Origin of the sequence: Leclercia barmai, assembly GCF_049312895.1 — a bacterium.
Lineage (GTDB): Bacteria > Pseudomonadota > Gammaproteobacteria > Enterobacterales > Enterobacteriaceae > Enterobacter > Enterobacter barmai.
In genome coordinates, this window is the sequence record NZ_JBMNWZ010000001.1 from 1375796 (window position 1) to 1396959 (window position 21164).

The following is a 21164-nucleotide window of genomic DNA, read 5'->3' on the forward strand; positions in this document are numbered from 1 at the left end:
GTATGAAATCACCAACACTCGCCAACAATGAAGCAGAGCGCCTCAGCGCTTTGCGCGAATCCGGACTGCTCGAACCTGAAAAACACCCGGTATACGACCGGCTCACCCGGCTGGCTAAACGTCTCTTCAGCGTGCCGGTGGCGATGATAAACCTGGTGGACGAGCATGTCGTGGTTGTAAAATCCGCAGACGGTGGCGACAGCACCAACCTGCCGAGAAATCTCTCTTTTTGTGGCCACACCGTCCTCAGTAAAACCCCGCTGGTGGTCCAGGATACCCTGGACGATCCCCGTTTCGCCGATAACCCGCTGGTCACCGACGACAACCCGATCCGGTTTTACGCGGGCTGTCCGCTGCACCTGCCCGGTGGCGCCACGGTGGGCTCGCTGTGCATTATCGATCATCAGCCGCGCATATTTTCGCCCGCCGACATCGAGGCGCTCGCAGACCTGGCCGCGCTGGTGGAGGTAGAGTTCGCCGCAACCTGCGCAAGGATCACTGACGACCTGACCGGGCTCTATAACCGCCGTGGCTTTCATCATCTGGCGACCTATGCCATTCGCGCCGCCCGCCGTCGGGCAGAGCCCCTGACCCTGGCCTGGCTTGATCTCGATCGCTTTAAGCAGATCAACGCGCGCTATGGCCGGGCCGATGGTGACCACGCCCTGAAGGCGGTGGCCGGTCTGCTGAAATCCACCTTCCGTGAAGCCGACGTGCTGGCGCGCTACGGCGGGGATGAGTTTGCCATCCTCTTCGCCAACAGCGACGAGAAGGGGGCGTGGATCGCGATGCAGTTTCTCACCGAACAGGCGGCGAGCTGGAACGAGCATGCCGAATACCCCTGGGCGCTGTCGTTTTCATGGGGAGTGAGCGAATTCAACCATGACCGCGACGATCTGCAGAGCTGGCTGAAAACCGCCGACCAGATGATGTACTCCATGAAACAGCAGCGCGGTACCGGCTGTTGAGATAAGAAAATCCTCTGTTAATTGTGCTTGTGTTGCAAAATTGTAACGCGCATGGTGATGCCGTTGATTAAAAGGAGAAAAACGATGTCATCACCTGCAGTCCAGATTTTTTCGCGCGAGGAGATTCTCGCGCATCTCCCTCAGTTAGCCGACATCCTTCACAGCTGCGTGACCGGCGGGGCCTCGGTGAGTTTTATGCTGCCTTACAGCCATGAGAAGGCCAGCGCGTTCTGGCAAGGCGTGGCTGACAGCGTCGGGCGCGGAGAACGTACCGTCCTGGTGTCGACCAACGCCCAGGGCGAGCTGACCGGCACCGTACAACTGATCGTCGATCAACCTGAAAATCAGCCGCACCGGGCGGACGTCGCCAAACTGCTGGTTCACCAGAATGCGCGCCGCTGCGGTGATGCAGGCCGCCTGATGCAGGCCCTGGAAGTCGTCGCCCGCGAGCAGGGCAAAACCGTGCTGGTGCTGGACACCGCCACCGGCAGCGGGGCGGAGACTTTCTATCAGCGGGCAGGCTGGCAGAAAGTGGGCGAGATCCCGCGCTACGCCCTGATGCCGGACGGCGAGATGACGGCGACCTCAGTGTTCTACAAGTTCTTATAGATCCTGTCACAATTCACACGAGGTTTGATCAAAACGGGGTTTCATGGTCGTTAAGTTTGATAAGTTATCGTACCAATCTTATCAGGCTGTATGACTAATCATTACAAGGACCCCCATTGTGAACACACTGAACCGACGTGATTTCCCCGGTGCTCTCTATCCTGAACGTATCATCCAGTTTGGTGAGGGCAACTTCCTGCGCGCGTTTATTGACTGGCAAATCGACCTGCTCAACGAGCATACCGATCTGAACGCCGGTATTGCGATTGTCCGCCCGATTAAAAGTGACTTCCCGCCTTCGCTGAGCACTCAGGACGGCCTCTATACCACCATCATTCGTGGCCTGAACGAGCAGGGCGAAGCGGTCAGCGACGCGCGCCTGATCCGCTCCGTTAACCGTGAAATCAGCGTCTACGACCAGTACGATGAATTCCTGAAGCTGGCGCACAACCCGGAAATGCGCTTTGTCTTCTCGAACACCACGGAAGCGGGGATTAGTTATCACGCCGGGGATAAGTTTGAGGATGCGCCAGCGGTCAGCTATCCGGCGAAACTGACCCGCCTGCTGTTCGAACGTTTCAGCCATTTCAACGGTGCTGCCGATAAAGGCTGGGTGATCGTCCCGTGCGAACTCATCGACTATAACGGTGATGCCCTGCGTGAACTGGTGCTGCGCTATGCCCAGGAGTGGGCGCTGCCTGCGGCCTTTACCCAGTGGCTGAACGATGCCAACACCTTCTGCTCCACCCTGGTTGACCGTATCGTCACCGGCTATCCGCGCGATGAAGTGGCGGAGCTTGAAGCCTCCCTTGGCTATCACGATGCCTTCCTCGATACCGCCGAGCATTTCTATCTGTTTGTGATCCAGGGGCCAAAATCGCTGGCGCAGGAAATGCGTCTCGACAAGCTGGCGCTGAACGTGCTGATTGTGGATGACATCAAGCCGTACAAAGAGCGTAAAGTGGCGATCCTCAACGGGGCGCACACCGCGCTGGTGCCGGTGGCGTTCCAGGCCGGACTGGATACCGTGGGCGAGGCGATGAACGACACGGAGATCTGCGCCTTTGTCGAAAAAGCGATTCACGAAGAGATCATCCCGGTGCTGGATCTGCCGCGCGATGAGCTGGCCTCGTTTGCCAGCGCGGTAACGGGCCGCTTCCGCAATCCGTATATCAAGCATCAGCTGCTGTCGATTGCTCTCAACGGCATGACCAAGTACCGCACCCGCATCCTGCCGCAGCTTCTGGCAGGGCAGCAGGCTACCGGCAAGCTTCCGGCGCGTCTGACGTTTGCCCTGGCGGCGCTGATTGCCTTCTACCGCGCGGAACGTAACGGCGAGAGCTACCCGGTGCAGGACGACGCGCACTGGTTAACCCGTTTCCAGCAGCTGTGGACCCGGCATCACGACCAGCAGATCGATACCACGGAGCTGGTGACGGCGGTGCTGAGCGTCAGCGAGCACTGGGAGCAGGACCTGACCCAGGTGAACGGGCTGGTAGACCAGGTTGCCCGCGATCTGGATGCTATTCTGCTGCAGGGCATGCGTGCCGCCGTAAAACCGCTGTGCTAAGAGCCTGATTTCTGCACCTACAATTCCCTCTCCCCTTTGGGGAGAGGGTTAGGGTGAGGGGAACAACCGCACCAGTCCTGGCTTTTTACCCTTTATAGTTACAACATACTGTTACTCGCTCTCCCTATCCCACGCTTCAACACCGTGCGGCCCGCCTCTGGCCTCACAAAATGTCATTATTTTTTAACACTCTTGCAACCGTGACCCCGATCACGTTTAATAGTCACCGCTCTTTTTTCCCGATGAAGCTGACTATGATCGTTCGACCCCAACAGCACTGGTTGCGCCTTATTTTTGTCTGGCACGGTTCCGTGCTGACCAAAATCTTCTCCCGTTTGTTCCTCAACTTCTTGCTCTCCATCGTGGTGATCCTGATGTTGCCCTGGTACACCTCGCTGGGCATCAGGCTAACGGTTGCACCGTTCAGCATTCTTGGGGTTGCCATCGCCATCTTCCTCGGTTTTCGCAATAACGCCTGTTACGCCCGCTATGTTGAGGCGCGGCAGCTGTGGGGGCAGTTGATGATTGCCTCGCGCTCCCTGTTCCGGGAAGTGAAAAACACGCTACCGGACGACCCGGCGTTAGGGGAGTTTGTCCGTCTGCAAATCGCTTTCGCCCACTGCCTGCGCATGACCCTGCGCAAACAGCCGCAGGCCGACAAGCTTTCAACGTACCTGTCGCCTGAAAACCTGTGCGTGGCAATGGATTCCAGTTCGCCCGCGAACCGCATTCTGCTGATTATGGGCGAATGGCTGGCGGTAAGACGCCGCAGCGGTGAGCTGTCGGATATTCTGTTCCACAGCCTGAACATTCGTCTCAATGATATGTCCACCGTGCTGGCCGGCTGCGAGCGCATCGCCAACACCCCGGTGCCGTTTGCCTACACGCTGATCCTCCACCGCACGGTCTATCTGTTCTGCATCATGCTGCCGTTCGCGCTGGTCAGCGACCTGCACTACATGACGCCGTTTGTTTCAGTCCTGATCTCCTACACCTTTATCTCGCTGGATACCCTGGCGGAAGAGCTCGAGGAGCCGTTCGGCACCGAGAATAACGATCTGCCGCTGGATGCTATCTGTAATGCGATGGAGATCGACCTGCTGCAGATGAACGATGAGCAGGACATTCCGACCCGCAAACTGCCGGACAAGTATTACCAGCTGACGTAACATCATGAGTTAACCGCTCGCCTGCCGGGTGTTTGTATCGCAGTGTATCTGAACGCCATCAGGATACAGCGCCTTGCAAAAAGGGCTGGTTTGCACATATTCCCCATACATCAGGGTGGTGAAATTAACGGGTCAAATACAAAACCCGGAGAGACCACCATGATGAACAAACTGGCTTACTCAACCCTGGCAGTGACTCTTTCATTCGCGACCGTTTCGGCCTGTCAGGCCGAGGCGGCAGGCAGCGACTTCAGCGCCGCATTTAAGCAAATCCGCCAGATTGATGCGGGCGACCTCAATATTGGCTATGTCGATATCGGACCGAAAAACGGCGAACCGGTGATCCTGCTCCACGGCTGGCCGTACGATATTCAGAGCTACGCTCAGGTTGCTCCCGCGCTGGCGGCAAAAGGCTACAGAGTGATCGTGCCGTACAACCGCGGCTTCGGCACCACCCGTTTCCTGTCGTCCACCACGCCACGCAACGGGCAACCGGCGGCGATGGCAAAAGATGTGATTAACCTGATGGATGCCCTGAATATCAAACGCGCGGTATTTGCCGGTTATGACTGGGGCGCAAGAACGGCGGATATCGTGGCGGCGCTGTGGCCGGAACGCGTGAAATCGCTGGTTTCGGTGAGCGGGTATCTGATTGGCAATCAGCAGGCCGGGGCAAAACCGCTGCCGCCGAAGGCGGAACTGCAGTGGTGGTATCAGTTCTATTTCGCCACCGAGCGCGGTGAGAAAGGGTATGCGGCCAACACCCACGACTTTGCGAAACTGATCTGGACTCTGGCCTCACCGGGATGGAAATTCAGCGATGCAACCTTCAACGTCAGCGCCAGAGCGCTGGATAACCCGGATCACGTGGCGGTGACCATCAGCAACTATCGCTGGCGGCTGGGGCTGGAACGTGGTGAAAGCCGTTACGACAGCTACGAGCAGAAGCTGGCGGCCGCGCCAACCATCAGCGTGCCGACCATCACCATCGAAGGCGACAACAACGGCGCGCCGCATCCGGAACCAGCGGCGTACGCCGCAAAATTCACCGGCAAGTATCAGCATCGCACCTTTACCGGCAATATTGGCCACAATCCGGCCCAGGAAGATCCGCAGGATTTCGTCAAGGCGGTGGTGGATGCGGATAAGTTGTAAGCCAGCTATGCTATTTTTTTGCCCATCGCTAAAAAACAGGAGCTTAGGGTGGAGACAACCGATCACATTCTTGTCGTGGATGATGACAGGGATATTCGCGAACTGATCGTCGATTATCTGGTGAAGTCTGGCTATCGCGCCACGGGCGCGGCCAACGGCAAAGAGATGCGCGCCGTGCTGGATAAGCAGGCGGTGGATATGGTGGTGCTGGATATCATGATGCCCGGCGACGACGGCCTGACACTGTGCCGCCAGCTGCGTAGCGGTCAGCATAAAGATCTGCCGATCCTGATGTTGACCGCACGCCACGACGATATGGATCGCATCCTGGGCCTCGAAATGGGGGCGGACGATTATGTGGTCAAACCCTTTGTGGCGCGTGAGCTTCTGGCGCGGATCAAAGCGATACTGCGCCGGTTTCGCACGCTGCCGCCGAATCTGCAGGTGACCGAGGCCGGAAGGATCATCGCCTTTGGCGACTGGCAGCTCGATACCAGCGCCCGTCATCTGCTCGACGCCACCGGCACCATCGTGGCGTTGAGCGGGGCGGAGTACCGCCTGCTGCGGGTCTTTGTCGATCATCCCCAGCGCGTTTTAACCCGCGATCAGCTGCTGAATTTCACCCAGGGGCGGGATGCGGAGCTGTTTGAACGCTCAATCGATCTGCTGGTCAGCCGGGTGCGACAGCGGTTAAATGAGGATGCGCGCACACCACTGTATATAAAAACAGTGCGTAGCGAAGGCTATGTCTTTTCGATGCCGGTTAGCATTCTTGAGGCGAAAGAATGAGGCTCTGGCCGCGTTCCCTCCATTACCGTCTGCTGCTGATCGTCCTGCTGGGATTGTTGCTCGCCAACGGCCTGAGCGTGACGCTGGTGCTGGCCGAGCGGATGAGCAGCGCCCGGCACGTAATGCTGGGGAATCTGGAGGATGATGTCTCCACCAGCGTGGCGATCCTCGACCGGCTGCCGGCAAACGAGCGGGCGCAGTGGCTCCCGCGTCTCGAGCGGGGAAACTATCGCTATATTCTTGGGCCGGGCGAGCCGGGCGCGCCTCCCGCAGACGCCCGTTCCCGGGATGCGGTGCGCACCCTGACTGAAACCCTGGCGACGCACTATCCGCTGCGCTTCACGGCGGTGCCGGGACCGGTCTCGCATATTCAGGCCCACCTGACCCTGAGCGACGGCTCGCCCTTGACGCTGGATCTCACCCCACGCATGCCGCCGGTCGCCCGCTGGCTGCCGGTGGTTTTTGTGATCCAGCTTTTGCTGGTGGTGATCTGCGCCTGGCTGGCGGTGCGTCAGGTGGTACGTCCGTTTACCCATTTTACCCGGGCGGTGGATACCCTTGAACCCGCCAGCCCCCATCCGCTGACCCTTACCGAGCAGGGTCCGCTGGAGGTGCGCCAGGCCGCGCGGGCGTTTAATGCCATGCAGGAGCGCATCCAGACGTCGTTAAAGGAGAGGGCGCAAATCCTGGCGGCCATTTCCCACGATCTACAGACGCCTATTACCCGCATGCGATTGCGCGTGGAGATGGCCGACCAGCCGGATCTGCGCGATAAGCTGACTCAGGACCTGGACAGCATGACGCGCCTGGTGCGGGAGGGGATCGACTACGCCCGCTCGTCCGGCGTCGCACCTGAACCGGTGCGAAACGTCGATCTGTATAACTTTATCGATACGCTGGTGTGTGATTACGCCGATACCGGTAAAAACGTGCAATTTACCGCAGCCAGAAGCAACGTCCCTTTTGCCACACGTCCGCAGGCGTTGCACCGCATTCTCACCAATCTGCTGGATAACGCGCTGAAGTTTGGTGATAAGGCAGACGTGACGCTGACAATGCGTGATGACAGAGTGCAGATCGCCGTGGAGGATAACGGGCCCGGCATTCCGGAGCATGAGCTTGCGGCGGTGTTGCAGCCGTTTTACCGGGTGGAGTCTTCCCGCAACCGGGAGACCGGGGGGACGGGGCTGGGGCTGGCGATCGCGGTACAGCTTGCGGGGCAGCTCAACGGGGAGTTGCAGTTAGTTAACCGGCCCGAAGGTGGCCTCTCTGCACGGATCACCTTGCCATCTGCGTGAATTGCCGGGTGGCGGCGTTGCCTTACCCGGCCTACAAACCAGCCCTTGACCTTGTAGGCCTGGCAAGCGTAGCGCCGCCGGGCGGTCAGGCCGCTCAATGTACCAGACTGTATCCACCCACAACACGCATACACCACCTGACAAAAACCCCCATTCCTCCACACACACCAGACACTTCCCCACGCTGTAATAGCTTCACTATCAACTGGTTTAGTGAGGTGTTTTATGTTTCTCGTGATTGCATTTTTAGGTGGTATGGTCAGCCTGCTCAGCCCCTGCACGCTGCCCGTTATTCCGCTGCTGTTCGCCGGATTTCGCGGTCAGCGGCGGCAGCTCATCGCCATGCTGTGCGGCATGGTGATCATGTTTACCGCTGTAGCGAGTCTTATTACCGTCGCCAGCGACTGGGTGGTGAATGCCACCATCGTCGGACGCTGGACAGCCCTGGCATTACTGAGCCTGGCCGCGCTGGCGCTGATCTTCCCGTCATTTGCCCAGCGCATCGCCGGGCCCGCGTTACGCCTCGGCAATGTCATTAACTCTCACAGTAACAGCGCCCGGGGTATGGTTTCGGCGGTGCTTGCCGGGCTGGCGGTCGGGCTGCTTTGGTCGCCCTGCGCCGGGCCAGTGTTAGGCGCTATTCTCAGTCTGAGTCTCGCGGGGCATAGCCCGGTAGCCACCGGTAGCCTGCTGGCGGCATACGGCAGCGGCTGCGCGGTGATGCTCGCGCTGCTGGGCTTTAGCGGGCAGGCGCTGATCGCACGGCTGAAAGCGAAATCGGGTCTGATGGACGGGCTGCGAAAAGCGGCTGGGGTTGCCATGCTGATGTCCGTCGCGTTTACGGCGTTTGGGCTTAACAGCGTCTTTCAGGGGGCAAACGGGGTGGCCGATCGGCTGGAGAAAACGCTCCTGCAGCTGGCGCCCGCCAGCAATCCTCAGCCGACGCTTCAACCGGTGGCGCAGCCGGTAACCACCAGCGCGATGCCGTCCCTGGAGGGCGGTACCGGATGGCTCAACGGCGAGCCCGTCAGCCCGGCGTCGTTAAAAGGGAAAGTGGTGCTGATCGACTTCTGGACCTGGGACTGCATCAACTGCCAGCACTCGCTGCCGTTCGTTCGCGACTGGGCTAACAAATATAAGGCGCAGGGCCTGGTGGTGGTTGGCGTGCATACCCCGGAGTATCCGTGGGAAAAACCGCTGGCGTCGGTGCAGAAGGCCATCGACAAATGGCAGCTTCCGTACCGGGTCGTGGCTGACAATAACTACAAAATCTGGACCGCCTTTGGCAATCGCTACTGGCCTGCGCACTACTTCTTCGACGCCAAAGGGCAGCTGCGTTACGCCTCTTTCGGCGAGGGAAACACAGAGAAGCAGGAGCAGGTGATCCAGCAGCTGCTGAAAGAGGCAAAAGCCTGATTACGGCTCACGTCTGGCGATAATAAACAGCCGCGGAAAGGCCAGCAGTATCTGCCCGTTCTCCTGCAGCGGATACTGCTCCACCAGCAGCTGGAGATAGCGATGGAGATAGCGTTTTTGCTCGGCCTCATTCAGATCCTGAAGCCACGGGCGCAGCCCGGTGGCGCTCACCCAGTCAACGATCGCCTGGTGGGAGCTCATCTGGTGGTAGTAGGTGGTGCGCCAGATATCCACCTCACAGCCCGCTTCGGTCAGGATGTCGTAATAGGCATGGACGCCCGCCAGGGATGCGCGCCCGCGATCCGGGTAATCCTGTTCAAACGCCACTTCGCGCATTAAGACATGGGTCGGCTCAAGATCGTTATCCGGCATCTGAATAGCCAGCACGCCGTGCAGTTTCAACAGTGAGACCAGATGCGGCAGCAGCGCGTAGTGATCATCTACCCACTGCAGCGAGGCATTGGCATAGATCACGCTCAGGGCATGTTCGGGGCGGTAGTGGCGAATATCCGCCTCAACAAAGCGACAGCCCGGCAGTGCGGCTCTGGCTTCAGCCAGCATGGCGGGTGAAGTATCCACCCCGGTTATCTGCGCCGCAGGCCACCGCTGCTGCAACAGCGCCGTGCTGTTGCCCGGCCCACAGCCGAGATCAACCACGTCGGTAACATCATCCATCGCAATTCGGGACAGTAATTCTAAGGCGGGTCGGGTGCGTTCCGCGCCGTATTGCAGATACAGGCCAGGGTTCCAGTCGGTCATGCAGGCATCTCCAGTTTGCTCTTTTCTGAAGTGTAGATGATGAGGTTTCAGAATTGACAGAAATCCCTTTCTGTCGGGAGATAACGTCAGACGATCTTCTTCAGGGCGACGTGGTAGAGCAGCATGATGGTTTTGCCATCGACGATAATGCCGTCATCAATGGCCTGTAAGGCCTGCTCAATCGGCCACTCCAGCACCTCGATGTCTTCGCCTTCGGCTTCGATGCCGCCGCCTGCGCCGGTACGATCGTCAGGGCGATATTCCGCGATGTAAAAGTAGAGTTTCTCGGTGACGGAGCCGGGACTCATAAAGGCTTCGAACACCTTTTCCACCTGGTCAATCTGATACCCGGTCTCTTCTTCCGCCTCGGCTTTGATGCGCTTTTCCGGCGACATGTTATCGAGCAGGCCTGCGGCGGATTCGATCAGATAGCCGTCGTGCCCGTTGATATAGACCGGAAAACGGAACTGACGGGTGAGAATCACCGTTCGTTTTTCGCGGTTATAGAGCAGGATGGTTGCGCCGTTGCCCCGGTCGTAGGCTTCGCGGTTCTGGCGCTGCCACTCCCCGTTGCGGCGACGCAAATCGAAGGTGTATTTTTTGAGTGTGTACCAGTCATCCGACAAGATTTTGCTGTCAAGAATGCGTACTTCTGCACGAATTGATTGCACGATGCCTCCTGTTTACGTAGAGTGATCATCATAATCTGCACATTCGTGCAAAATCAAGATCGAAACATGCAACTTCAGGAATGTCTCATGCTCACCCGACAACGCAAACAGCTGATCCTTGAAAAACTGAGTTCCGAAGGGCAGGTGCTGTCCAAAACCCTTAGCCTTGAATTCCAGGTGTCGGAAGATACCATTCGCCGGGATTTGCGCGAACTGGCAGCCGACGGGCGTTTACAGCGGGTACACGGCGGCGCGTTGCCGGCGTCAAAGGCGGTGTCCAGCTTTGCCGAGCGCAGCCATCTCGGTATCGATGCCAAAAAGCGGGTGGCGCAGAAGGGAGTTGAGCTTATCTCCCCCGGCCAGATCGTGATGATTGATGGCGGGACCACCACCACGGAGCTGGTGCGCTGCCTGCCTGCGGATCTCTCTTTCACGGCCGTTACCCACAGTCTGGGCATCGCCCTGGCGCTGGTGGAGCATCCCCGGGTTGAGGTGATCCTCATCGGCGGACGCCTGTTCCGCCACTCTGTCGTCACGGTGGGCGCCGCCGCGATTGAGGGTATAGAGCGTATCCATGCCGATCTGTTTTTCATGGGCGTGACCGGTATTCACCCGGAAGCGGGACTTACCACCGGGGATTACGAAGAAGCGTGCATCAAACGTGCATTTTCCGGCAGAGCGGCCGAAACGGTGGTGCTGGCGTCGCCGGAGAAGATCAATACCGCTTCGCCATTCCTTATTGGCGACCTTTCGCTGATTAATACCGTGGTCGTTGAAGACGATACCGACAGCCGCTGGGTGGAGGCGGTGGTGGGCCTGGGGGTATCGGTTGTTAAAGCGTGACATGGAAAAAGAACAGCGATAAATCTATAATATTGTGTGTTAATGCCAGTATTTTGAATTAAGAGACAATATAATGGATTTAAACTTCAGGAAGCCCGATGAGATCGTTAAGTCGCTGTGCGAGCGGTTACGGCAGGAGCGTATAAGACGCCAGTTTACCCAGGCTGAGCTGGCGCAACGGGCTGGCGTAGGGGTCAATACGGTGTCAAATCTGGAGGCCGGGCGTAACGTCGGCTTCGAGGTCGTGGTGCGCGTGGCCATGGTGCTGGGTCTTGGCCATGAGCTGGAAAACCTCTTTATGCCGAAACTGGAGAGTCTGGACGATCTTCGGCGCTTCGAAGTCAGCGCTTCGCGACAGCGAATAAGAAAAAGGAGTCATAATGCCTGATCGTGTCGAAGTCTGGTACGAGGGTTGGGGCGAGCGCTGGCTGTGGGGAACGCTGGCAACCACCACAGCACTAACCCGCCGTCCGTTGATCTTCTTTGAATACAGCCAGCAGGCGCTTGAGAAAGGGTTTGAACTATCAGCACATACTCTTGCGCTGAAGGGTGAAAAACTGCGGCGAAATTTTCCTGAGCATCAGTTAGGTCTGCCTGGGCCAGTATATGATTCCCTGCCAGATGGTTGGGGGATGCTGCTGATGGATCGCCTCTTCAGGCAGCGCGGACTGAATGCGGCGCGCATTGGTCCACTGGAAAGGCTCACCTGGATTGGCAGCAATGCCATGGGAGCAATGTCCTTTGTTCCTGTTCAGGATGAACTTGCGGTGCCACAAAGTGATATCCCGTTGACTCAACTTGCAGACGAGGTAAGGGAGGTACTGGAGGGCGAAGGCGGGGCATTTTTACACCGACTGCTGCAAATGGGGGGGTCGCCACAGGGCGCGAGACCGAAAGCGTTATTGTATCGTGACGCTGCCACAATGCGATTCACCACGGTTCCTGTGAAAGACTATGAACCCTGGCTCATCAAGTTTCCCGCCAGAGGCGAACATGCCGAGGTGTGCGCTATCGAGAAGGTATATGCCCACTGCTTGCAGGAGTGCGGCATTGATACACCGCAAACGGAATATTTTGATCTGCCGGCAGGTCATGCGGCTTTTGCCAGCAAACGTTTTGACCGCGAATCAGGCATGCGCGTGCCAATGCAAAGCCTGGCGGCATTTACCGGGGCAGATTATCGCGTTCCCGGCTCCCTGGACTATGCCACCTTTTTGCGAGCCACGCAGGTTTGTACTAACGATGTACGCGAAAAGGCGCGCGCCTTTGCCCGCATTGTGTTTAACGTCATTTTCAATAACCGGGACGATCACCCGAAAAACTTTGCTTATCTGATGTCGGCTGACGGCACATGGACGCTGGCACCGGCGTTTGATGTCACGTGGAATGAAGGTCCGGGCGGATATCATCAGATGGACATAATGGGAGAGGCGCTGAGTATTCAGAGACAGCATTTGATCTGGCTGGGCACGCAGGAAGCAGAGCTTAGCGAAATGCAGGTCAGGGAACTCATTTCCTGCATAGCCGATGTCGGCAGTAGATTTTCTGCTTATGCCGAAGCGCTACTCCCGGGAAAAATTACCCCTGCTACCCGTCGCGCAATCCAAACACAAATTGATGCCAACATAAACCCGCTTCGCTAATACCAGGAAGAGCGCAGCCGTATAAGCTACGCTTTTGCAGTAACCTGTTCATTACTAAGGACTGCGTGATGCTGCAAAAACTTAGCGTTGTCACTCTTGCCTGTCTGCTCTTTACCGGGTGTATGTCCATGTCCAGTGAAGGCACCTCGCCGGAAGAGAAGAAGTTTCGTAAAGTCGAGGCCGCGGCGAAAGAGTGTTCCGAGATCGTAAAAAACCAGACCATCGAACTCACCGCCGAGGGCAAAGACGCCAATACTCGCTGGACGACCATTGACTACGTGGTGCCTGGTCAACAGGACCGCACCGTGGAGTACCGCACTTCATCGGTGCTGGATAACGGCGAGCCGGGCAAGGCGTGGCAAACCTGCATGTCGGACAAAAAAGCCCTGGTTCCGGAGCTGAAAATATAGGGGCCTGGACTCCCCGGGGATGGGAACAGGTGTCTACTGATACCTTATCCAGCCAACCGGCAGGGGCGCGCGCCTCAGCCGGTTTTTTTTATTTGTGGACGGTGGCGGACTGGTCCTGCAGACAATATGCTACAACACCTTATATGACCTGTACTGCCTGGAGGCACGAGACAATGATAGCGATTGATCTCTCTCACTTCACACCGCTCAGCAGTCTCGGCGGCGGATTGTTAATCGGCCTTGCCGCCGTCTTGCTGATCCATTTTTGCGGACGCATCGCCGGTATCAGCGGCATTCTCTCGGGGTTGTTATCGAAGCCAGAAGGGTGGCGCATTGCTTTTTTAGCCGGTCTTATCGGTTCGCCTCTGCTGTATAGCCTTTTCTTTACCTTACCCGAGATAAACGTGCAGACCTCCTGGCCGATGATTATCGTCGCCGGCTTGCTGGTGGGCGTGGGAACCCGCCTGGGGTCCGGGTGTACGAGCGGACATGGCGTCTGTGGGCTATCGCGTTTTTCTAAGCGATCTCTGGTGGCGACGCTGACCTTTATGGTGACGGGGATTGTTACTGCCACTGTCGTGGGTTTCTGGCTGGGTTAAGGAGGCATTATGTTAATGGTGATGGCGTTTCTGTGCGGTCTTATTTTTGGCGTGGGTCTACTGATAAGCGGTATGGCGAATCCGGAGAAAGTGCTTAACTTTCTCGATCTCTCCCATCCCTGGGATCCTTCTTTGGCGTTCGTGATGATCGGGGCAATTGCCGTGGGGATCGTCGGTTTTGCCCTGGTCAAACGCAGAAAAATGGCGTTTTGCGGGGTGCCCATTGTCCTGCCGACGAATACGACCATAGACAGGGCGCTGGTGGTCGGGGCCATCCTGTTTGGTCTCGGCTGGGGGCTGGCGGGGATCTGTCCCGGCCCGGCTCTGGTATTAACCGGGACGGGCGCCGTGAAAGGGATACTCTTTGTGCTGTCGATGCTCACCGGCATGGTGCTGGTTAGCCGGTTTCGTTCATCCTGACCGGCACCACTCACGCATAGTGATTCTGAGATGTGCCGATCCGTCTGGCGGTCATATATCGCGTCTGCCAGTAAGGGTCGGACAGATGTGAGATCGCCACACCCTGACTTACCGAGGCGTGCATAAAGCGATCGTCCCCAAGATAAACCCCGACATGATGAACGCCCGGCTTAGTGATAAAGAACACCAGGTCGCCCGGCTGCAGTTCACGGGTTGATACATGACGTCCCGTCCGGCTCTGCTCGAGAGCGGTTCTTGGTAGCTGCAGGTGCCAGGCAGACATCATGACGCGTCGGGTAAAGGCAGAGCAGTCAATACCGCTATGGCTGTCACCACCCCAGCGGTAATGGGTTCCTCTCCACGCCACATACGCCGTTGCCAGTTTATTTTTGACGTTATCAGGTACAGAGCCGGAGTAGGCAATGCGTTCTGTCTTCAGCGGCGTATGATGGTGGCCGGTGGCGGGCACAAATTCGAAGGCACAGGCAAATTTTACTGGTAAACAGATTATAATCAGGGCTTTAATTAACGTCTTCATTACAGGATCGTTTCAGGGCTGGGTTAATTCTCCTTACGTATTGCGCAAAAGCGTCTTTAAGCCCGGTGACGATAAACCGGGGGTAAAGACTGAAATTCGTTAATTATTGTTTTCTGCCATGAACGTCATGCGCTCATTTATTGAGCGATAAAGTACACATAAAATCACCAACCCAGAACCTTTAATGAATCCACTTTTGGACCATTAATCGCTTGAGAAAGAGATCGCTATGAAACTCTATGTATATGAGCATTGCCCGTTCTGTATCCGCGCAAGAATGATCTTTGGCCTGAAAAAGGTGCCTCTTGAATTAAACGTGATTATGGAAGGGGACGCCGAAACGCCAACCCGCATGGTCGGCAGAAAGGTCGTGCCAATCCTGCAAAAAGAGGAGGGCGTTTACATGCCGGAAAGCATGGATATCGTCCATTACGTCGACCAGCTTGATGGTGCGCCGGTTATTAAAGGTGAATGCGATCCGCTGATTGACGCCTGGTGTAAGGACAATACGCGTACCGTATTCAATCTGGCGATCCCGCGTTTTACCCGGGCTGATTTCAAGGAGCTGTCCACCCCCGCCGCGCGTGAGGCCTATACCCAACGTGAGATTAAGGCATTTGGCGATCTCGAGGCGTTAATGGCCAACAGTCAGACGTATATCGACACGCTGGTGGATGAGCTGGGTAAAATCGAGGCGTATTTACGCGCCCGAAACGCGATCGGCATTACCGATTTTTATCTTTTCCCGGTGCTGAACTCGCTGACCATTGTGAAGGACTTCCCGTATCCGGACGCCCTGAGCGGCTATCTGGAGCACGTTGCTACGTCCTGTCATGTCCCGCTGTTTACGGATAAAGCTCTGTAGTGAAAAGGGGGCTTGCCCCCTTAACCGAAGGCCGCGAAAGTTTCCGCTATCACCAGGCTTCTGGCAGCGGCCGGTCGATAGAAATCAGTTTTCCACGCTTCATCGTGATATAGCCTCCGGCTTTCAGATCTGCGAGCACACGAAAAACATGCGTACGTGACATATTCGTCCGTTTGATAATAAACAGCGCCAGCCCTTCGTTCTCTCCTTTATGGGTATTCTGCCGATAGAGATAGCGATACAGCATTGGTTTGATGGTCTGGTAGCTGCTCACCTGACGGCGTTCATTATGCAGATCGATAGTGAAGATCGACATATAGGTCAGAATGGTCGCTAATGCCTGCGCGCGCTCGGGGTCGCCGTTTAAAAACAGACGGTCGAAATCTTCCCAGGATATTTTTACCAGCTGTACCCTTGCGCTGCTGCGATAATCAAACTTCGCCAGAGGACAATATCTTTCCATCAGGCCTATTGGCATCAGCTCGATAGTATTGCCAATATTCAGGCCATTCTCAGGCATTAATATTGACAGCGAACCCTCGGTGCAAAAATAGATAAACCCAGCATCAAAAGCTAAGTTTTTATTTGCTGGAACGGTCACCGGTTCCCCTTCGGCAATTATTTGCGATAACAGGCTGTCAAAATTAAGTTGCTGATAATAAATGTGGATATCCTGAAAATTCACGCTATGCCTCTCGCTGCGCCCTGTGCCGTGGTACGAAGTATAGCAGCGATAGCCCACAAGACTTGAACGGATCTGACGGCAATAAATCATCAGTCCCATATGGGACTATTCACTGAAGCCATTCTCCTTAAAATATCCCTCAATGAGTCCGCATTTGAATTATCCGCCGCATAATATTGATGGCGGTACAAATAATCTAAGAGGCCGTTCAATGAAATTAAATAAAATTGCTAAACAACTGGCACTGGCCGGTGTTTTAACCTCGCTGTCAGTTTCTGCATTTGCTGAGATGCTCCCGCTGGATGCGACACCAGCAACCCGGGAGGCAAATAACGCGCTGTACAACAAACTGCCGTTCAACGATAAAACCGACTTTGAAAACGTGCATAAAGGCTTTATCGCCCCGCTACCGCAGACCGAGCTCAAAGGGCCGGAAGGTAACGTTATCTGGAACCCTGCGAAATATGACTTTGTGAAAGAGGGGGTGAAAGCGCCGGATACCGTTAACCCGAGTCTGTGGCGTCAGTCGCAGCTAATCAACGTGGGTGGTCTGTTTAAAGTGACTGACGGCGTTTATCAGATCCGCAATCTCGACCTCTCAAACATGACCATTGTCGAAGGTGAGAAAGGCATTACCATTATCGATCCGCTGCTGAGTGCCGAGCCTGCCAAAGAGGGGCTGGAGCTTTACTATGCAAACCGCGGTAAGAAACCGGTTGTCGCCGTCCTGTTCACCCACAGCCACGTTGACCACTATGGCGGTATTCGCGGCGTGGTTGACGAGGCTGATGTTAAGTCGGGTAAGGTGAAACTCTATGCGCCAGCAGGCTTCATGGAGGAAGCGGTGTCCGAGAACATTATGGCCGGTACCGCCATGAGCCGCCGCGCCAGCTATATGTACGGTAACCTGCTGAAACCTGATGCCAAAGGGCAGGTGGGCGCGGGTCTGGGGACGACCACTTCAGCGGGTACCGTGACGCTGCTCCAGCCGACCAACTACATCACCCATACCGGGCAGCAGGAAGTAATCGACGGTTTAACCTATGACTTTATGATGGCGCCGGGTTCGGAAGCACCGTCAGAGATGCTCTGGTACGTTAAAGAGAAAAAGATGATCGAGGCTGCTGAGGATGTGACTCACACCCTGCACAACACCTATTCTCTGCGCGGGGCTAAAATCCGCGATCCGCTGGCATGGTCTAAATACATCAATGACGCTATCGAACGCTGGGGCGGCGATGCGGAAGTCATTATCGCACAGCACCACTGGCCAACCTGGGGTAACGACAATATCGTCAAGCTGATGAAAGGTCAGCGTGATATGTACCGTTACATCAATGACCAGACCCTGCGTATGGCCAACGAAGGCCTGACTCGCGACGAAATCGCCGCCAACTTTAAGCTGCCGGAGTCGCTGGAAAAACAGTGGTCCAGCCGCGGGTATTACGGTTCTGTCAGCCATAACGTTAAAGCAACCTACGTCTATTACCTTGGCTGGTTCGATGGCAACCCGGCTACCCTTGACGAGCTCCCGCCGGAACAGGCCGCGAAGAAATTCGTTGAATATATGGGCGGTGCCGATGCCATCATGCAGAAAGCCAAAGCCGACTACCAGCAGGGTAACTACCGCTGGGTGGCGCAGGTGACCAGTAAAATTGTCTTTGCCGATCCTAAGAACGCAGATGCCCGCAACCTTGAGGCGGATGCGCTGGAGCAGCTGGGCTATCAGGCCGAATCCGGCCCGTGGCGTAACTTCTATCTGACCGGCGCACAGGAATTGCGTAATGGCGTGATGAAAGGACCAACCCCGAACACCGCCAGCCCGGATACCGTACGTGCGATGACGCCTGAAATGTTCTTTGACTATCTGGCGGTTCATATCAACGGCGAGAAAGCAGGTAAAGCGAAAGCGGTGTTCAATGTCGATCTTGGAAAAGACGGCGGCAAGTACAAGCTGGAACTGGAAAACGGGGTGCTGAACCATACCGCGAACGCACAGGCGAAAGATGCCGATGCCTCCATTACATTAGATCGCGCCGTGCTGAACAAAATCCTGCTGAAAGAGGAGACGCTCAAGCAGGCTGAAGGGAATGGGGACGTGAAGATTACCGGTGACAGTGCGAAGCTTGATGAAATGCTTGGCTACATGGACAAATTTGAATTCTGGTTCAACATCGTTACGCCGTAAGAGATTGTGCTCAGTAAAGCTGCCTCCGGGCAGCTTTTCTCGTGTGATAATTGAACCTGACGTCATCCTCCTGTGAAGCAGGTATACTCTGGGCTTCACAAAAGATGAAACCGGACCGCGATGAAAGACGATATCCATCAGGACATTACCTTCCGCAAGCTCAGCGTTTTTATGATGTTTATGAGTAAAGGTAATATTGCCCGTACCGCAGAGGCCTTAGGGCTCAGTAGCGTCAGCGTTCACCGGGCACTGCATACCCTGGAAGAGGGCGTGGGCTGCCCGCTGTTTGTCCATAAGGGGCGTAACCTGCTGCCGCTGCCTGCCGCCTGGACGCTGCTGGAGTACTGTCAGGACGTTATTAGCCTGATGAACAAGGGGCTGGAGGAGACCCGCAAAGTGGCAGGCGTCGGGCGCGGGCGGTTGCGTATCGGCACGCTCTACTCCCTGACGCTGGAAACGGTGCCAAAAATTATCATGGGCATGAAGCTGCGTCGGCCTTCGCTGGAGCTGGATTTGACCATGGGCTCTAACCAGATGCTGCTGGATATGCTCGAGGACGACGCGCTGGATGCGATCCTGATCTCCACCGACGAAGGTGAATTTGCCGGTTCTAAATTCGACGTTGTGCCGCTGTTTCATGACGATATCTTTCTTGCCGCGCCGGGAAGCGAAAAGCTCAACACCACGCAAACGGCAGATTTACGTGACTATGCGGATCGGAAATTTGTTTCACTGGCTGAAGGTTTCGCCACCTACGCTGGTTTCCAGGAAGCCTTTAATATTGCCGGATTTGAGCCGGAGATTGTCACCCGCGTAAATGACATTTTCTCGATGATAAGTCTGGTGCAGGCGGGGGTGGGCTTTTCCCTTATCCCCGGGCGTATGAAAAAGGTCTACGAGAATGACGTCCAGCTTCTGAAGCTGGCGGAGCCCTATCAGATGCGCCAGCTGATTTCGATTGTCTATATGCACCACCGCGAGCGGGACCAGGATCTGCTGGCGCTCGCGGCAGAAGGGCGGATGTACGCCCGTGGGCTGGTGGTTTAATCCTGGCGGTTAAGCCGTTTCACCAGATGCTGCACCACTTCAATGCTGTTACGTTCCCGGCAAATCGCATCGCCCTGCCAGCCTGCGAGATGGGTAAGCCCTGTCAGGACGCTGCCCGGCGGCATTTCAATTGCCAGACGCGCGTCGCGCTGGTTGGCAGAAACCATGGCGTCCTGCCACTGGACGGTGCGGGCCATATTAAACGCCAGATCGTCGGCGATTTTTTGCGGTTCCCACAGCACCCGCGCCGTCGAACCGCTCAGATAGGTGCAGTAAGGTCGTGACAACGTCACGGATTGAAAGGCGTCCGCCAGCCTTGCCGCCGGTTTATCCAGCAATGCGCAGTGGGAAGGAACGCTGACGGCCAGCCGGGTGGCTTTACTGGCTCCCGCATCCAGCGCTTTTTGCGCGACGCTCGCCATTTCTTCATCGCGACCGGCGATCACAATCTGCGTTTCCGCATTGAGGTTAGCGATATACGTCTCGCTGCCCGCCATCAGTTTTTCCAGCTGCGAAAGCTGCAAACCCACAATGGCCGTCAGGCCGTAACCCTGCGGATAGGCCTGCTCCATCAGCTCGCCTCGTAGCGCCACCAGGCGAAGGGCATCGCGAAAATCGAGGGCGCCAGCGATCACGGCCGCAGGGTACGCCCCAATGGAGAGGCCGCTGACCATATCCGGTTTGACGTTGTGGGCAATTAACTCGCGGGCCCAGGCGACACCGGCGATCAACAAACACAGCTGCACCGCACGGGTATGTTTCAGCGATGCTTCGCTGTCCAGTTGGTAAGTTTCATCTCCCAGAACGGCGCTCACGTCGTTGAGAATGGCTTCACGATCGGGGATATGTTGCAGCATGCCAGCGCGTTGCGTGCCCTGGCCTGGAAAGGTAAAGAGGATTTTCATTCTGGCTCCCTGTGCCATGGCGTGGCGGTCAGCTGCGGGCCGGTGGCCGTTTTAAGCAGGACGCGTCCTTCGCGCAGCCACTCATTAAGCGCAAAAGCGCCATAGGGTGTCTCCACCTGGGTATCGGCGCGGCAGGGCAATTTTTCGACCTGAGCCTGCCACTGACGCAGTTCCTCGTCGGTCAACGGCTGCGGGGCGCGGATAAGCAAATCGAGATCGCTGTCGGCATGAAGCACAGGGATCTCCGTCGCCAGCGCATATGCCGTACTGCCGGTAATGCCCCAGTGCCAGGGCCATGCGAAGGTGGTAAGCAAAATAGCCGCCTGGAGAGGCGGCTGAGAAACAAAAGGCGAGTGCAGGAGGCGTTCGCGTTCAGCCAGCGTTTCCGGCGACATCACGCGGGAAACGTTTTCAGCCTTCACCCATCCCGCGGCGCGTTGTTCGCGCTTCATGCCGCGCACGCCAACCGGAATATCCTGCTGCGCATTCACATCGCGCCGGACCACAACGGGCAAACCGGTATGCCACTGGTTTGCTACCCATGCCTCCTGAATATCAAGGAGAGCATCACGGCTTTTCAGCCACAGTAAGTCGTGAGGGCGCGGTGTGAATGTCAT

General features: G+C 56.6%; 23 protein-coding genes. 17 read left to right on the plus strand and 6 right to left on the minus strand.

Annotation, left to right across the window (positions count from 1 at the left end):
- The first annotated feature begins 2 nt into the window (after positions 1-2).
- The 8 genes from ACOYA6_RS06575 (at position 3) to ACOYA6_RS06610 (ending at position 8974) form a co-directional block, all read left to right on the plus strand.
- Complete coding sequence (locus ACOYA6_RS06575; protein WP_039028807.1) at positions 3-968, plus strand: sensor domain-containing diguanylate cyclase; 966 nt, start codon at positions 3-5, stop codon at positions 966-968.
- A gap of 84 nt (positions 969-1052) precedes the next feature.
- Positions 1053-1577, plus strand: a complete 525-nt coding sequence (locus ACOYA6_RS06580) for a GNAT family N-acetyltransferase (protein WP_039028806.1) — start codon at positions 1053-1055, stop codon at positions 1575-1577.
- Positions 1578-1695: 118 nt separating this feature from the next.
- A complete protein-coding gene (locus ACOYA6_RS06585; RefSeq protein WP_039028805.1) occupies positions 1696-3147 on the plus strand; it encodes a tagaturonate reductase in 1452 nt (483 codons plus the stop codon).
- Positions 3148-3401: 254 nt separating this feature from the next.
- Positions 3402-4316, plus strand: a complete 915-nt coding sequence (locus ACOYA6_RS06590; protein ID WP_138368918.1) for a bestrophin family protein — start codon at positions 3402-3404, stop codon at positions 4314-4316.
- A gap of 159 nt (positions 4317-4475) precedes the next feature.
- On the plus strand, positions 4476-5471 hold the full coding sequence (locus tag ACOYA6_RS06595; protein WP_039028804.1) for an alpha/beta fold hydrolase: 996 nt from the start codon (positions 4476-4478) through the stop codon (positions 5469-5471).
- A gap of 48 nt (positions 5472-5519) precedes the next feature.
- Positions 5520-6260, plus strand: a complete 741-nt coding sequence (locus ACOYA6_RS06600; protein WP_138368920.1) for a response regulator — start codon at positions 5520-5522, stop codon at positions 6258-6260.
- On the plus strand, positions 6257-7558 hold the full coding sequence (locus tag ACOYA6_RS06605; protein WP_039028802.1) for an ATP-binding protein: 1302 nt from the start codon (positions 6257-6259) through the stop codon (positions 7556-7558). Before ACOYA6_RS06600 ends, ACOYA6_RS06605 begins: the two co-directional genes overlap by 4 nt.
- A gap of 225 nt (positions 7559-7783) precedes the next feature.
- On the plus strand, positions 7784-8974 hold the full coding sequence (locus ACOYA6_RS06610; protein ID WP_039028801.1) for a cytochrome c biogenesis protein/redoxin: 1191 nt from the start codon (positions 7784-7786) through the stop codon (positions 8972-8974).
- Here ACOYA6_RS06610 and tam read toward each other — a convergent pair whose 3' ends face one another.
- Together tam and ACOYA6_RS06620 are read right to left on the minus strand one after the other, a co-directional pair.
- Entirely contained in the window at positions 8975-9733 is a 759-nt protein-coding gene (tam, locus tag ACOYA6_RS06615; RefSeq protein WP_039028800.1) for a trans-aconitate 2-methyltransferase, read from the minus strand. It lies immediately after the preceding gene.
- Between the two features lie 86 nt (positions 9734-9819).
- Positions 9820-10404, minus strand: a complete 585-nt coding sequence (locus ACOYA6_RS06620; protein WP_039028799.1) for an NUDIX hydrolase — start codon at positions 10402-10404, stop codon at positions 9820-9822.
- Between the two features lie 87 nt (positions 10405-10491).
- On the opposite strand from ACOYA6_RS06620, the gene ACOYA6_RS06625 reads away from it, so the two are divergent.
- The 6 genes from ACOYA6_RS06625 to ACOYA6_RS06650 all read left to right on the plus strand — a co-directional run bounded on the left by ACOYA6_RS06625 (position 10492) and on the right by ACOYA6_RS06650 (position 14319).
- On the plus strand, positions 10492-11247 hold the full coding sequence (locus ACOYA6_RS06625; protein WP_422654308.1) for a DeoR/GlpR family DNA-binding transcription regulator: 756 nt from the start codon (positions 10492-10494) through the stop codon (positions 11245-11247).
- Positions 11248-11320: 73 nt separating this feature from the next.
- The gene (locus ACOYA6_RS06630; RefSeq protein WP_422654309.1) at positions 11321-11635 is read left to right on the plus strand and encodes a helix-turn-helix domain-containing protein; all 315 of its coding nucleotides are present in this window, start codon (positions 11321-11323) and stop codon (positions 11633-11635) included.
- The gene (locus ACOYA6_RS06635; RefSeq protein WP_422654310.1) at positions 11628-12890 is read left to right on the plus strand and encodes a type II toxin-antitoxin system HipA family toxin; all 1263 of its coding nucleotides are present in this window, start codon (positions 11628-11630) and stop codon (positions 12888-12890) included. Before ACOYA6_RS06630 ends, ACOYA6_RS06635 begins: the two co-directional genes overlap by 8 nt.
- A 68-nt stretch (positions 12891-12958) precedes the next feature.
- Positions 12959-13300, plus strand: coding sequence for a hypothetical protein (locus ACOYA6_RS06640; protein ID WP_139565059.1), 342 nt, complete (start codon positions 12959-12961; stop codon positions 13298-13300).
- Between the two features lie 173 nt (positions 13301-13473).
- The gene (locus ACOYA6_RS06645) at positions 13474-13899 is read left to right on the plus strand and encodes a YeeE/YedE family protein (protein ID WP_422654311.1); all 426 of its coding nucleotides are present in this window, start codon (positions 13474-13476) and stop codon (positions 13897-13899) included.
- A 9-nt stretch (positions 13900-13908) separates the two neighbouring features.
- The gene (locus ACOYA6_RS06650; protein ID WP_138368928.1) at positions 13909-14319 is read left to right on the plus strand and encodes a DUF6691 family protein; all 411 of its coding nucleotides are present in this window, start codon (positions 13909-13911) and stop codon (positions 14317-14319) included.
- A gap of 10 nt (positions 14320-14329) precedes the next feature.
- On the opposite strand, the gene ACOYA6_RS06655 is transcribed toward ACOYA6_RS06650, so the two are convergent.
- Positions 14330-14857 carry a C40 family peptidase gene (locus ACOYA6_RS06655; RefSeq protein ID WP_039028793.1) on the minus strand — a complete coding sequence of 176 codons (528 nt, stop codon included), beginning with the start codon at positions 14855-14857 and terminating at the stop codon, positions 14330-14332.
- 229 nt (positions 14858-15086) lie between these two features.
- Here ACOYA6_RS06655 and grxB point away from each other — a divergent pair, with 229 nt between their 5' ends.
- Positions 15087-15722, plus strand: a complete 636-nt coding sequence (gene grxB / locus ACOYA6_RS06660) for a glutaredoxin 2 (protein ID WP_422654312.1) — start codon at positions 15087-15089, stop codon at positions 15720-15722.
- Between the two features lie 49 nt (positions 15723-15771).
- On the opposite strand, the gene ACOYA6_RS06665 is transcribed toward grxB, so the two are convergent.
- A complete protein-coding gene (locus ACOYA6_RS06665) occupies positions 15772-16407 on the minus strand; it encodes a helix-turn-helix domain-containing protein (RefSeq protein WP_223074341.1) in 636 nt (211 codons plus the stop codon).
- A gap of 211 nt (positions 16408-16618) precedes the next feature.
- Here ACOYA6_RS06665 and ACOYA6_RS06670 point away from each other — a divergent pair, with 211 nt between their 5' ends.
- The gene (locus ACOYA6_RS06670) at positions 16619-18595 is read left to right on the plus strand and encodes an alkyl/aryl-sulfatase (protein ID WP_223074098.1); all 1977 of its coding nucleotides are present in this window, start codon (positions 16619-16621) and stop codon (positions 18593-18595) included.
- 120 nt (positions 18596-18715) lie between these two features.
- Positions 18716-19642 carry a LysR family transcriptional regulator gene (locus ACOYA6_RS06675; RefSeq protein WP_223074097.1) on the plus strand — a complete coding sequence of 309 codons (927 nt, stop codon included), beginning with the start codon at positions 18716-18718 and terminating at the stop codon, positions 19640-19642.
- On the opposite strand, the gene mdcH is transcribed toward ACOYA6_RS06675, so the two are convergent.
- On the minus strand, positions 19639-20547 hold the full coding sequence (gene mdcH / locus ACOYA6_RS06680) for a malonate decarboxylase subunit epsilon (RefSeq protein ID WP_422654313.1): 909 nt from the start codon (positions 20545-20547) through the stop codon (positions 19639-19641). The two genes, ACOYA6_RS06675 and mdcH, sit on opposite strands and share 4 nt — an antisense overlap.
- A complete protein-coding gene (locus ACOYA6_RS06685) occupies positions 20544-21164 on the minus strand; it encodes a malonate decarboxylase holo-ACP synthase (protein WP_422654314.1) in 621 nt (206 codons plus the stop codon). The genes mdcH and ACOYA6_RS06685 overlap by 4 nt, the downstream gene beginning before the upstream one ends.